This is a genomic window from Brachymonas sp. KE5 (assembly GCF_057773645.1).
Genome location: NZ_CM173463.1, coordinates 2,074,364 through 2,087,578 on the forward strand (window position 1 = coordinate 2,074,364; position 13,215 = coordinate 2,087,578).

Annotated in this window: 11 protein-coding genes; 5 read left to right on the forward strand and 6 right to left on the reverse strand. The window is 65.8% G+C overall.

Annotated elements, in window-relative coordinates:
- The first annotated feature begins 33 nt into the window (after positions 1 to 33).
- Positions 34 to 696, forward strand: coding sequence for a histidine phosphatase family protein (locus ACX36O_RS09850; protein ID WP_091813559.1), 663 nt, complete (start codon positions 34 to 36; stop codon positions 694 to 696).
- Positions 697 to 960: 264 nt separating this feature from the next.
- Positions 961 to 1,902 carry a LysR family transcriptional regulator gene (locus tag ACX36O_RS09855; RefSeq protein ID WP_488359713.1) on the forward strand — a complete coding sequence of 314 codons (942 nt, stop codon included), beginning with the start codon at positions 961 to 963 and terminating at the stop codon, positions 1,900 to 1,902.
- Here the strand turns inward: ACX36O_RS09855 and ACX36O_RS09860 are convergent.
- Both ACX36O_RS09860 and ACX36O_RS09865 read right to left on the reverse strand, forming a co-directional pair.
- Positions 1,899 to 3,359 carry an MFS transporter gene (locus ACX36O_RS09860; protein WP_488359714.1) on the reverse strand — a complete coding sequence of 487 codons (1,461 nt, stop codon included), beginning with the start codon at positions 3,357 to 3,359 and terminating at the stop codon, positions 1,899 to 1,901. The two genes, ACX36O_RS09855 and ACX36O_RS09860, sit on opposite strands and share 4 nt — an antisense overlap.
- Positions 3,360 to 3,488: 129 nt before the next feature.
- The gene (locus ACX36O_RS09865) at positions 3,489 to 3,980 is read right to left on the reverse strand and encodes a Dps family protein (RefSeq protein ID WP_091813551.1); all 492 of its coding nucleotides are present in this window, start codon (positions 3,978 to 3,980) and stop codon (positions 3,489 to 3,491) included.
- A gap of 366 nt (positions 3,981 to 4,346) precedes the next feature.
- Here ACX36O_RS09865 and ACX36O_RS09870 point away from each other — a divergent pair, with 366 nt between their 5' ends.
- Both ACX36O_RS09870 and ACX36O_RS09875 read left to right on the forward strand, forming a co-directional pair.
- Positions 4,347 to 5,975, forward strand: coding sequence for a peptide chain release factor 3 (locus tag ACX36O_RS09870; protein ID WP_488359715.1), 1,629 nt, complete (start codon positions 4,347 to 4,349; stop codon positions 5,973 to 5,975).
- Between the two features lie 240 nt (positions 5,976 to 6,215).
- Positions 6,216 to 6,506: a surface-adhesin E family protein gene (locus tag ACX36O_RS09875; protein WP_488359716.1), complete on the forward strand. Its 291-nt coding sequence runs from the start codon at positions 6,216 to 6,218 to the stop codon at positions 6,504 to 6,506.
- A gap of 56 nt (positions 6,507 to 6,562) precedes the next feature.
- Here the strand turns inward: ACX36O_RS09875 and ACX36O_RS09880 are convergent, their stop codons facing one another.
- A complete protein-coding gene (locus ACX36O_RS09880) occupies positions 6,563 to 7,183 on the reverse strand; it encodes a hypothetical protein (RefSeq protein WP_488359717.1) in 621 nt (206 codons plus the stop codon).
- Between the two features lie 121 nt (positions 7,184 to 7,304).
- On the opposite strand from ACX36O_RS09880, the gene ACX36O_RS09885 reads away from it, so the two are divergent.
- Positions 7,305 to 7,967, forward strand: a complete 663-nt coding sequence (locus ACX36O_RS09885; RefSeq protein ID WP_371699082.1) for a glutathione S-transferase family protein — start codon at positions 7,305 to 7,307, stop codon at positions 7,965 to 7,967.
- A 161-nt stretch (positions 7,968 to 8,128) separates the two neighbouring features.
- Here ACX36O_RS09885 and ACX36O_RS09890 read toward each other — a convergent pair whose 3' ends face one another.
- From ACX36O_RS09890 to dsrO, 3 genes are read right to left on the reverse strand one after another with little or no spacing between them, the layout of a single operon-like run.
- Complete coding sequence (locus tag ACX36O_RS09890) at positions 8,129 to 11,221, reverse strand: molybdopterin dinucleotide binding domain-containing protein (protein WP_488359718.1); 3,093 nt, start codon at positions 11,219 to 11,221, stop codon at positions 8,129 to 8,131.
- A gap of 39 nt (positions 11,222 to 11,260) precedes the next feature.
- On the reverse strand, positions 11,261 to 12,355 hold the full coding sequence (gene nrfD, locus ACX36O_RS09895; protein WP_091813535.1) for an NrfD/PsrC family molybdoenzyme membrane anchor subunit: 1,095 nt from the start codon (positions 12,353 to 12,355) through the stop codon (positions 11,261 to 11,263).
- 13 nt (positions 12,356 to 12,368) lie between these two features.
- On the reverse strand, positions 12,369 to 13,127 hold the full coding sequence (gene dsrO, locus ACX36O_RS09900) for a sulfate reduction electron transfer complex DsrMKJOP subunit DsrO (RefSeq protein WP_488359719.1): 759 nt from the start codon (positions 13,125 to 13,127) through the stop codon (positions 12,369 to 12,371).
- Positions 13,128 to 13,215 lie beyond the last annotated feature (88 nt).

Sequence of the window (13,215 nt, forward strand, 5' to 3'; positions counted from 1 at the left end):
TGAAAATGCATCCGGCGCGGCGATAATTGCGGCATGTCGATTGCCGCCGCCACCCGTCTGCTGATCATCCGCCACGGCGAAACGGCCTGGAATGCCGAACGCCGCATCCAGGGGCATACCGACATTCCCCTGAATGACACCGGACGGCAGCAGGCCAGGGCCCTGGCCGAGGCCCTCACCGACAGTCCGATCCATGCCGTCTACAGCAGCGATCTGCAGCGCGCCGAGGAGACCGGTCGCATCATCGCGGCCAGCCACGATGCCAAGGTGATCACCACACCGCAACTGCGCGAGCGCCATTTCGGACACATCGAGGGCAAGACCTTCATCGACTTCGAGGTGCATTTCCCCGAAGAATCCCTGCGCTGGCGCAAACGCGACCCGAACTGGGCGCCGCCCGGCGGAGGAGAATCGCTGGCGCAACTGCGCGATCGCATCGTGCAGACCGTGAACGACATCGGCCGCCAGCACAACGGCGAGCATGTGGCCATCGTCAGCCACGGTGGCGTGCTGGATGTGCTGTACCGCTCCGCAGCGCGCCTGGGCCTGCAGGCGGCACGCACCTGGTACCTGCCCAACTGCGCCATCAACCGTCTGCTGTGGACGCCCGATGGCCTGACGCTGATCGGCTGGGGCGACACCCGGCATCTGGATGCACTCGACGGGCCGGCATTGCAGGACAGCAGCGTGCGCTGAGCGCACCGCACCGCACCGCATTGTTGGTCAACCGCAACGCCGCCTGCCAGCCACCCCCTCAGACAAACCCTAGGATGCCGTGCCGATCCCGCTGGCACGGACCTTTTTGTCACTCTGAACACCCCTCTTGATACCGAATAGGTATCAGACCACCGCAATGCCTGGTTCGCCACGCTGAAGTGGGAGAAGGAAATCGCGGCCAGGAACCACACGCAGGGTAACTCGGTGTGGGTCAAGGCGGTGTTCCCGCTCTAAACTTGCCGGATGGACCTGCGTCACATCAAGTATTTTCTGGCCGTTGCCGATGAGCTCCACATGGGGCGCGCTGCGCGCAGGCTGTGCATCTCCCAGCCTCCGCTCACGCGGCAGATCCGGCAAATCGAAGACGAGTTGCAGGTCCAGCTGTTTGTGCGCACGCCGCGCGGCATGGAGCTGACGCAGGCCGGGGAAGTGTTCCGGACCGAGGCAGCCAACATCAGCATGATGGTGTCCGCCGGCATCGACCGCGTGCAGCGTGTCGGGCAGGGGCGGCTCGGGCGCCTCGACATCGGGGTGTTCGGTTCCGGCATCTACGACGCCATTCCGGCCTTGCTGCAAAAGCTGCGTGCTTCGCTGCCGGGACTGAACGTGGTGCTGCACACCATGCACCGCGAGGAACAGATCGACGCCCTGCGGCAGCGGCGCATCTCGGCCGGATTCAACCGCATGATGCCGGTGTTGCCGGATCTGGCGCAGGAGCTGGTCACCCTGGAGCCGCTCTGGGCCGTGCTGCCTGCCGGCCATCCCCTGGCCGCCGAGGACAGCCTGAGCCTGGAACAACTGGCCACCCAGCCTTTCGTTCTCTTTCCCAATGCCGGCCGGCCCAATTTCGTGGATCGCGTGATCCGGATCTTTGGCGACAGGGGCCTGGACATCGCGGTTGCGCAGGAGATCGGTGACACGGTCACCGGCATGGCACTGGTGGCGCATGGTTTCGGGGTGACGCTGGTGCCCGAATCCGTCACCCGGGCCATTGCGCTGCGCAACACGGTGTACCGCCCCTTGTCTGACGCCCCGCATGCCCAGATCGACCTGAGTTGCATCTACCGCGCCGACGACGGCTCTCCCCAGCTGCACGCCCTGCTGGCATTGATCCGCGTGCAACGTGCCACCCGGTCGGCCGCCAGGCCGGATGCGGCCGCAACGTGCCAACCGCTCGGCCACTAGGCCGGATGCGTCTGCCGCTGCAGCCGCCCCCAGCGCACCAGCGGCCCCAGCAGCAGCAACCCCAGCACCATCCCCGCGCTGAAGTATCCCAGATAGCCCAGTGCCTCGGCCGCATAGCCCGACAGCCAGTGCGCCACGCCGCTCACCGTGGACATGATGCTGACCTGCAAAGTGAAATCGCTGCCGCCGTTGCGGAGACGGCAATAGTCCATCACCGTGGTGAGGACGCCCACCAGCGCCATGCCGGCAGTGAAATGTTCCAGCGCATTGATGCCGTACACCAGCATGTCGAAGGCTGTAAGGCCATCCGCCGCAGACACCTTGCCCGAAAACAACAGCGCGATGAGTGCGTAGCAGCCCGTGGTGAGGGCCTGCAGGGCATTGAAACCCAGCAGCGCCCGCATCCGCGAGACCCGCCGCAGCACCGCATGGCCGGCCACGGCCCCCAGCAGTGACGCACCGGAACCCAGCATCACCACCATGGTGCCGATCTGGCTCTTGCTGTAGCCCATGTCCACCAGCATGGGCTTGACCATGCCGCTGGTGAAGGCATCGCACAGCTTGTAGACCAGCAGCACGCCGAGCCAGGCGCGCAGTTCCGGAGACGAGAGGAAGTAGCCGAATTCGGTGCGCAGGAAATGGCGGATGCGCGGGAGCAGGCCCTGTACGGGGGCAGCGCAAGCCACTTCATCGGCTTGCTGCAGCTCTGCGGGTAGCGCGGTCTGCTCCACCATCTCGCCCGCAGGCAACAGCGCGCGCTTCAGCTCCGCATCGTGGCGGACAGTGCCCGCACCGGCTACGTCCTGGTTCTTGCGCGCGCGCCGCCAGGCCGGCTCGCGCAGCAGCCAGACCGGCACGGTGGTCAGCAGGATCAGCCCCGCCATACCCAGCATCACGGTGCGCCAGGGCGCCATGTCGAGCAGCAGCAGCGCGCCGCCGCCCCCCAGGATCAGTCCCATGCGCGAGCCCGTGACCTGGATCGCGTTGCCCATGCTGCGCTCGCCCGCTGCCAGCAGGCGCACGGCCAGGCCGTCGGTGGACACGTCCTGCGTGGCGCCGGCGAAGGCGAGCAGCATCAGCAGCGAGGCGAACAGCACGGCCATCTGCGGATCGCGCAGCAGGGACGGCTCCAGCAGCGCCAGCCCCGCCACACACAGCAGCGCCACGCCTTGCGTCGGCAGGATCCAGCTGCGGCCCAGGCCGATGCGCGGCCAGTAATAGCGGTCCTGCAACGGGGCCCAGAGGAACTTGAGCCCCCAGGGCATGAGCAGCACCCCGCTCCAGCCGATCAGCACCAGCGAGGCCTGCTGCTCACGCAGGATGACGGGCAGCGCCTGCGTGACAAAGCCTACCGGCAGGCCCTGGGCCAGGTACAGCGCCAGCAACAGCAGGTAGGTGAAACGGGTGGGAGGACGCGCGCCGGACTTGCTTGGCGCGTCGGTGGAGAGCTCTTGCATGTCCGCCCTTTATACAGCGGCTATGCGACGCCCCGTTGACGGCGGCGCTGCGCAGGAACTGGCACGCACGCCGCCCGGCCGGATGCACAGCGCGAACACTGTGGCCGCCCCGATACGGAGCGCAGTCGCTCACTCCTCCAGCAGGCTGCGCAGCATCCAGGCGGTCTTTTCGTGCACGTCGATGCGCTGGGTCAGCACGTCGGCCGTGGGCTGGTCGTTGGCATCGTCCACGACCGGAAACAGCGCGCGCGCAGTGCGGGCGGTGGCTTCCTGCGCCAGTACCAGGTGGCGAATCATGTCGGTGGCTTTCGGCACGCCCTCCACTTCCTGGATCGAAGCGAGCTTGACGAATTCCTTGTAGGTGCCCGGTGCGGGGAAGCCCAGGGCGCGGATACGCTCGGCGATCACGTCCAGCGCGTTCCATTGCTCGGTGTACTGGTCCATGAACATCACGTGCAGGCTGTTGAACTGCGGGCCGGTGACGTTCCAGTGGAAGTTGTGCGTCATCAGGTACAGCGTGTAGCTGTCGGCCAGCAGTTTGGACAGGCCTTCGGCGATTTTCTTGCGCTTGGCGTCGCTGATGCCGATGTTGACGGGAAGGGAAGCAGATTTCCTGGCCATGGGGTCTCCGTGTTCAAGGTGTCATGCGGAACGGGTGTGTCCGGTGTGTCTTGCATTGTAGGCAGCCCACGCGCCTGTATCGCACACACGTAATTATTGACGTTTTAGGGAAAATCTATGGGCCCGCGCCTGAGCACCGTATCCGGCAGCGGGACATTCCCGGCGTGGCGTTGTGCGCGTTGATGCCGCGCCGCTGCCCTGAGCCCCCCGGCAAGCCCTGCACCAGCACCGCCGGGCAACGCCGCAACTGGCCGCCAATCACGCTGCACAGTAAAATCATGCTTTTGCACGCACTCGGGCTTCAGGCCTGCATGCGCCTCCAGCCGCCCTGCGCGGCTTTTTCTCATTGTCCCAAAGCCGCGCCCCGTGTCCTACACCCCCGAAACCCGCCGCCGCCGCACCTTTGCCATCATCTCCCACCCCGACGCCGGTAAAACCACGCTGACGGAAAAGCTGCTGCTTTTCTCCGGCGCGATCCAGATCGCCGGTGCGGTCAAGGGCCGCAAGGCCAGCCGCCACGCTACTTCCGACTGGATGGAGATCGAGAAGCAGCGCGGCATCTCGGTGGCCTCGTCGGTGATGCAGATGAGCTACCGCGACCACGTGATCAACCTGCTTGACACGCCCGGCCACAAGGACTTCTCGGAAGACACCTACCGCGTGCTGACCGCCGTGGACAGCGCGCTGATGGTGATCGATGCCGCCAACGGTGTGGAAGCGCAGACGCGCCGCCTGATCGAGGTCTGTCGCCAGCGCGACACGCCCATCATCACCTTCGTCAACAAGATGGACCGCGAGGTGCGCGATCCGCTCGACATCCTGGACGAGGTGGAGCGCGAGCTGGGCATGCCCTGCTGCCCGATCACCTGGCCGGTGGGCCAGGGCAAGACCTTCGGCGGCATCATCAACCTGCGCACGCAGAGCATGACGGTGTTCCAGGCCGGCAGCGAGAAGCGTCCGCAGGATTTCGAGGTGATTCCGCTGAGCGATGCCGACAAGCTGCGCGCGCGCTTTGGCGACGCTTTCGACCATGCGCTGGAAAGCATGGAACTGGCCGTGGGCGCCTCCGCAGAATGGGACCACGAAGCCTTCCTGGCCGGCAAGCTGACGCCGGTGTTCTTCGGCTCCGGCGTGAACAACTTCGGGGTGATGGAAGTGCTGGATGCGGTGGTCGACATGTCGCCGCCGCCCGGCGCGCGCCTGGCCTATGCCGAGGTCAACCGCAACCGCGAAGAGCGTATCGTGCAACCAGATGACGAGAGCTTTGCCGGCGTGGTGTTCAAGGTGCAGGCCAATATGGACAGCAACCACCGCGACCGCATCGCCTTCGTGCGTGTGGCCAGCGGCAAGTACACGCCGGGCATGAAGATGAAGGTGCAGCGCACCGGCAAGGAGTTGCGCCCGACCAGTGTGGTGACCTTCATGTCGCAGCGCCGCGAGGCGGTGGAAGAGGCCTACGCCGGCGACATCATCGGCTTTACCACGCACGGCGGCGTGCAACTGGGCGACAGCATTACCGACGGGCCGAACCTGCAGTTCACCGGCCTGCCCTTCTTTGCGCCCGAGATGTTCATGACCGTGGTGCTGAAGAACCCACTGCGCACCAAGCAGTTGCAGCAAGGCCTGATGCAGCTCGGCGAGGAAGGTGCGATTCAGGTGTTCAAGCCCGATGCGGGCGGCAACATGTTGCTGGGTGCGGTCGGCCAGCTGCAGTTCGAGGTGGTGCAGCACCGCCTCAAGACCGAATACGACTGCGAGGTGCGGCTGGAAGGCTGCCAGTACACCGGCGCGCGCTGGATCACAGCCGATACGCCAGCCGAACTGCGCGAGTTCGAGGCCGCCTATCCGATGCGGCTGGCGCACGATGCGGCCGATTCGCTGGCCTTTCTGTGCACCAGCCCGTATGACGTGCGGCTGGCACAGGAACGGTTCCCGAAGATCCACTTCCATCCGCTGCGCGAGCACGCGGGGCTGTCGCTGGGCAGCGCACGCTGAGCGAAGACGCAGCGCAGCCGCCCCATCATCCCGTTCGGATACAAACGGAAGCGGCTGCTTGCATCGTCGTTACAGACTGGCAGGTGGCAAAGGTCATAATCGAACGACCTTTCTATTTTCCCTTTCGGGGCGATTAACTGCCATGACTTTCTCGATATCTGCTTCTTCCCGTCTGTTGGGCGCGCTGGTGGTCGGTGCTGCACTGGGCACCGTCGCGCTGCCGGCTTCGGCGAGGAACTGTTGATCAACCCGAACAGCGTGAAGGAAAACAGCCCGGCCAAGGGCCTGGTCCGCTTTGACGGCGTCTGGAACATGAACCACGCCACGCAGCTCGGCCACCGCTCCCTGTCTTCCGAGTTCGTGCTGAACTGCAAGGCAAAAACGTACACCATGAACCAGGTGCGCTACTACACGCAGCCGCATCTGGGAGGCAAACTGCTGGATCAGTCCAAGGGCAAGGGCCACGACATCCCCGTCACTCGCGAAGACAAGGTGATGACCCAGGTGATGGAAACCTATTGCCCGCGCTAAGCTCTGCCGCCTTCCACGCCAACGGCCGCCCATGAGCGGCCGTTTTTGTCAGGCACTCAGAGCGGGTAATTGGTCAGCCGCGCATAGGCCTGGCGGGTGCCGTTCGAGACCGACTGCACGACCTGGCGATAGGGCGTGTCGTGCTTGGCCTGCAGGCGTGCCGAGGCCAGCGCCAGCGAGCGGCAATACCAGTGGCAACTGTGCTGCAGGAGCAGCAGTTCGGCGCTCATGGTGTAGGCACGCTGCTTGCGCGCGGCGGGGGTTTCCCCATCGGGATGCCGCGCGAGGGCGGCAATGCCCTGGGCATGCACCTGAATCAGGGCGCGCAGATCGAGCACGGCGGAATCGGGCAGCTTGTCGGCCAGCAGGGCCTGCAGCGGTACGCCGCTCATGCGTGTCTGCGCCGGGTCAGCGCGCTGCAGGTCTTCGGCCAGACGGGTGACCTGCTGGCTGAGTGACTGTTCGGTAGCGTCCAGTGTGCCCCAGACCTGCTGCTGGCGCGCCGGGTCGGATTCGCCCAGGGCGCGCAGGTAGCCGTCGATCAGGCTCTCCATCTGCTTTTCGATCTGGTAGGGGCGTAAATGTCCGGCCAGAAAGGCCAGCCGCTTGCGCTGGGCGTTGGCGTTGAGCACCATGGCTGCCAGACCCAGCATGAACACGATGCTGAAAATCTCCATTGCGGCATTGTCGCCGCAAATTCGGCCGCTTAGTACAACTGCTGACAGCACCTGTCATGTTCCGCGCCTACCATGCGCAGAAACGGCGCTGCCGTGCGCTGTCCACTCGAGGAGTTCCCTGATGCCGACTACCCCGCTCACGCTCTACACCCACCCCTACTCCCGCGGCCGCATCGCCCGCTGGATGCTGGAGGAAACCGGCCGCCCCTACGACACCGTGCTGCTCGACTACGGCACGAGCATGAAGGCGGACGAATACAAGACCATCAACCCCATGGGCAAGGTGCCGGCCATCCGGCATGGCGACGTGGTGGTGACGGAAGCCGCCGCCATCTGCGCCTATCTGGCGGACCAGTTTCCGCTGCAGCATCTGGCGCCGGCAGTGACCAGTCCGGCGCGCGGCATCTACTACCGCTGGCTGTTCTTTGCGGCCGGGCCGCTGGAGGCCGCAGTGACGGCGCATGCGCTCAATCTGCATCCCGGCACGCCGGAGCAGTCGCGCACTGCCGGCTATGGATCGTATGCCGATGTGCTGGACACGCTGGAGATCGAGCTGGAACGCACGCTGGACAAGGGCTCCTACCTGTGCGGCGAGCATTTCACGGCGGCTGATCTGTATCTGGCTTCGCACCTGATGTGGGGGCTGCAGTTCGGCACCATCGAGAAGCGCCCGGTGTTCGAGCGTTATATTGCGCCGATCCTGGGGCGCGAGGCGCATGTGCGGGCCTCCGCCATTGATGACGAGCTGGCGGCGACGATGCAGGGAAACCCGGCGCAGACTTGACGCAAGCCGCCTCGTCGGGGCAGCAAGTGCAACGCGCATTCCCTGGCCCGTGCTGAAACGGCCCACCATGGCGGAACGGAGACAAAAAAACCTCCAGCCGTTAGGGGCTGGAGGCCAAACACTCCGGCCCCGAAGGGCCGAGAGCAGGGACAAAACGTTGATCAGGCGCGGCGGATGCGGGCCGGCAGGCCATTGCGCACCGAGGTGCCGGAAACCGAGTCCACCCAGATGTGCTTGCCGCCGCGGGTGGGGTCCTGCAGGCCGATATCGTTGATGTTGATGCCTGCGCGCAGGTCCGGGCGATCGGGCTGTCGCTGGCCGCCCAGGGTGTGGGCACGGGCACCCAGTTCCTTGTGACCGTAGCCGTGCTCGATGGCCACGGTGCCGGGCACCACGCCTTCGTGCACGATCACGGTGCATTTCGCTTCGCCGCCGGGGGTTTGCAGCTTGGCCACATCACCAGTACGCAGGCCGGCGCGTTCGGCATCCTGCGGGTGCACGATGGCCGGGTTGTCCGGGTGCACGCCGGTGATGCGGGTGGCGATGCTGTAGGAGTTTTGCAGCGGCGACTTGAAACTGATCAGCGTCAGCGGCCAGTCCTGCGGCTTGTACACGTCCCGCATGGGCGTGCCATCGCAGAAAGCGGGCGGCGTCCAGGTGGCGCAGCCGCTGTAGGGCTTGCCGGTCAGGCTGTTCTTGGCGCCGGCGAGGTTGTCGTTCCAGAGCCAGAGCGCCTTTTCGAACTTCCAGGTCTGCCAGTCGGGGTTGGTTTCGTCCTGCGACTGGTTGAGCGGCTGGTAGCGGCCGCCGCGGGTGTAGAGGAAAGCCACCTTGCGCCATTCGTCCTCCTTCACGGTGGACTTGATCAGCGGCAGGATTCGCTCCACGCCGGAGAGCTGGATGTCTTCGTCGGTGGCATCGCCCACCGGCTCCTTGCCGGCGAAGGCCACGTTGGCGCCGCCGCGCAGATACCAGTCTTCCGGGCGCTCCAGCGGCACCGGGTTGCCGTCCTTGTCGGTCAGGCCGGCGGGGCCGAAACCGGGCAGGTTCAGCTTCTTCGCCACGGCGATCAGGAAGCTTTCCATGCCGATGGCAATGCCCTCGGGCGTTTTCTCTGCCTTGGGCTCGACCACCGGCCAGCGCGCGGCCATGGTCTTGGTGGGCACGCCAGCCCAGGGCGCCACCCAGCCCCAGCTTTCGTACATCACGCTGTCGGGGACGATGTAGTCGGCATAGGCGCTGCTCTCGTTGATGAGCGGGTCGATGGCGATAATGAGCGGGAGCTTTTTCGGATCCTTGAGCTGTTCGTCGATCAGCGGGCGCAGGCCGGGGATGCCGTAGATCGGGTTGGCCGACCACAGCACCAGCGCCTTCAGGTTGTAGGGATAGCCGTTGAGCGCGGCGGTGAACCATTCGGTGGCCAGGCCGGGCGCGTTGGGGAACCACTGGTCCCTGGCGGGATAGGGTTTCTCGCCGGCTTCCTTGCGCTTCTTGAACTCACTGGTGCGCTCGTAGGGCACGTTGCGGCCCAGCGGGATGCCCTTGGGCTTGATCTCGCCCTCGAAGGTGGCCAGGTTGTAGCGCGGGCCCGGGTTGGCGTCACGGAAGCCGCCGGCGTTGAAGGCAAAGCCGCCCTTGTAGTTGAGGCTGCCGATCAGGGCGTTGAGCGTCATCAGCGCATAGGCGTTGTAGAAGCCGTTGCCGCCCATCATGCCGCCGTGGCTCACCACGCAGGCCTTGCGGCCGTGGCTGGTCAGTTCGGTGGCCAGGCCATTGATGACGTCAACCGGAATGCCGGTGATGTCGGACGCCTGCTTGACGGTCATTTTCTGCGCCGATTCGCGCAGCAGCTGGTAGGCGGTCTTGATGGCAACCTGCTGCTCGCCGATGGTCAGTGGCTGCGTGGCTTCCAGCTGGGCGGCGCCCATGTAGGTGCCTGCATCCACCAGTGCGCCATCCGCGCCCAGCACGTAGTAGGGATCCTTTTCCTTGTAGCGCTCCTCGTCCGTCAGTTCCACCAGACCCAGATCCGTACCGCGCACGAAGCGGCCGAAGCGCGGGTGGCCTTTTTCGGCAATCACCAGCCAGGTCGCGTTGGTGAAGGACGGCTCGCCGCCGGCCTTGGCCGCTTCCTGGTTCGGGAAGGCCAGATAGGCGGTGTTGACCTTGTTGTTGTCGAACATCCAGCGCATGATGCCCATGGCCAGCGCGCCGTCGGTGCTGGGGCGGATCGGCACCCAGTGGCTGCGCGTGGGCACGGCGCGGTTGTCGGCGTTGGTCAGTACCGGATCGACCACCACATAGTCGAGCACGCCCTGCGCGCGCGCCTTGGCCACCAGCGCGCCACTGCGCTTGAACGGGTTGCCGGCGTTGGCCGGGGCGGTGCCGACAAACATGGCGAACTCGGCGTTGGCAAAGTCCACCTTGCCGTGCGGCATGGCCTTCATGTCGCCAAACAGCGCGCCGGAGCCGGAGCGGTAGGCACCGCCGCAATACGATCCGTGGCCCACGTAGTTGAGCGTGCCGAAGGACTGTTTCCAGAAGCGCTGCGAGAAGAAATCGCGGCCGTCATTCACGCTCATCACCACGCCGACCTGGTTGACCTTGGCGCCCAGTTCCGGTGCATTGGGGTCGATCGGGGTTTTCAGGTCGCGCAGCTTGGCCAGGCCGTCCACATGGCCTTCGCCGAACAGGTCGCCGCCTTCGGTCACTTCCTTCACCAGCTGCTCGAAGCTGATCGGCTCCCAGCGGCCGCCATTGCGCGGGCCGACGCGCTTGAGCGGGGTCAGCACGCGGAACGGCGAGTTCATCTGGTCCATGGCCGCGTTGCCGCGGCCGCAGGCAGTGGAGCGGCCGCCCAGACCCTTGTCCTTGAAGGCGGAGACGCTGATCAGGCTTTCCTTGAACGGTGCCTTCATCGGCAGGTGCGGATCGGTGGAGAGCGGGTTGTAGGGATTGCCGGTGACGCGGATCACGCTGCCGCTTTCCTTGTCGATGCGCACACGCACGCCGCACAGCGTGGTGCAGCCCTGGCAGACGGTGTAGCTCACCTGCTGCTTGGGGTTCATCTTGAGCGCGCCGGTGGCGGGATCGACGCTGAACTCGGGCTCGGGCGAGCGGCCGTGTTCGAAGTGGCGCTCGGGCTGCTCGCCCAGCACGCCCTCTGCCATGCGGCCCAGGGTCTGCGAGAAACCGGCGCCGAAGGCAGCCAGCCCACCGGCGGCGATCAGGTCACGACGTTCCAGTTTTTTCATGTTCGTACTCCTTGAGGGAATCTTGTGCGGGGGCCGGGATCAGGCCTTGGCAGGGGTCGGGCGACCGATGCGGTCAAGCGGCAGCACATAGGTGATCACGATGAACAGGAACACCCACAGGCCGGCGGTGCCGATGATGCCGAGCAGGCCTTCGGGGCCGAGCGGCAGCTGGTAGCTGTAGTAGCCGGCGCCGGTCTTGGGCACTTCCTGGCCGCCGATGAAGATGGCCCAGCGGATCATCCAGGCGGAGTGCAGCGCCAGCAGGGCCAGCAGCAGGCTGCTGTTGGGGCGCTTCCAGCCCAGCCACCAGGTGATGGCAGTGACGACTACGGCCCAGGCGGCGGCCATCTGCCAGTTGTTGGAGCCGCCCACTTCGGCCAGCGCCTCGGCGTGGATCGGGGAGATGCCGCTCAGGCCCAGCGCCAGCCAGACGCCGCCCAGCAGCAGAGAGGCCAACTGCATCCAGGCCACGGTGTGCGCGAGGCGGCGGTTGATGGCGGCATCGTCACGGCTGGGGCCGAAGCGGTTGAACAGCAGCGTCAGGCCGGCCGCGCCGCCGAGCGAGGTGATGACGAACTGCAGCGGCAGCAGCGGCGTATGCCAGAGCGGACGGGCACGCACCACCATCACTTCCACACCGGTGTACAGGGCCACCAGCACGGCGCCGATCAGCGCCAGCGCAGCGGCCATCAGCAGCGGGCCGCGGCTTTCGTGCCCGCCCAGGGCGATCCAGCGCGCCACGGTGGCAAAGCGGCCGTTTTCGTCGGCATGCTGCTGCAGCAGCGGACGGAAGGCCAGCCAGGCGTACAGGATCAGACCGGTGAGATAGACCGGAATGAAGAAGGAACCCCAGGACATCCAGGACTTGGGCGAGAAGTAGGCATAGAAGTGCCAGAAGCGGCCCGGCTGGTGCAGGTCGGCCAGCAGCGCCACCGGGGCGCTCAGGCCGCACACCAGCGCGGCCAGCAGGGCCAGGCGCGAGATCACCTCCCAGCCCGGCTTGCGCAGCGCCACGCCCGGAAGCGACAGCAGGAAGGCGCCATAGGACAAGCCGATCAGGAAGAAGTACTGCACGGCCCAGGGCAGCCAGGCCACTTCGCGTGCGACGTTGATGGTTTCGACAATCGTGCTCATGGGGTTCTCCTTGTCAGCCGTGGGTGGCGCGCGGTTTCCACAGCGTGCCCTGGCCTTCGACCTTGCCGGTGAAGCGCTCGTCCAGCCCGATGTAGTACACCTGCGGCTTGGTGCCCTGCTCGGGCTTGAGCACCTTCAGCTTGTCCTTGTTGGCATCGAGCTGCTGGCGCAGCACGCCATTGGGATCGTTCAGGTCACCGAAAATACGGGCGCCACCGACGCAGGTTTCCACGCAGGCGGGCAGCAGGCCGGCTTCCACGCGGTGGGCGCAGAAGGTGCACTTGTCGGCCTTGTTGGTTTCGTGGTTGATGAAGCGTGCGTCATACGGGCAGGCCTGCACGCAGTAGGCACAGCCCACGCAGCGCTCGTTGTTGACCACCACGATGCCGTCGGCGCGCTTGTAGGTGGCGCTGACCGGACAGACCGGCACGCAGGGCGGCTCGTCGCAGTGATTGCACAGGCGCGGCAGCACATAGGTGCCGGCCGGCTGCACCGAATCCTTCACCTTCACGCTGTAGGTGGACACCACGGTGCGGAAGCTGCCCTCCGGCACCACGTTCTCCTGGATGCAGGAGACGGTGCAGGCCTGGCAGCCGATGCACTTGCGCACATCGACCAGCATGCCCCAGTGGTGCTTGCTGGTTTCTGCCATGGCGGGGGTGGGCACGGTGGCCGCAGCCGCGGTGATGACGGGGATGCCGCGCAGGAAATTGCGGCGCGAGGCCGAAGGGGCCGCGCCGCCTGCCGGGGATGGGGATTGGGGGTTTTTCATTGCATCTCGCTCCTGCAGATTCAGCCGATGCCTTGACTGTAATAACCCCATTCTTTGTGTGCCATTGGCGGGATCGTTGATCGGAATA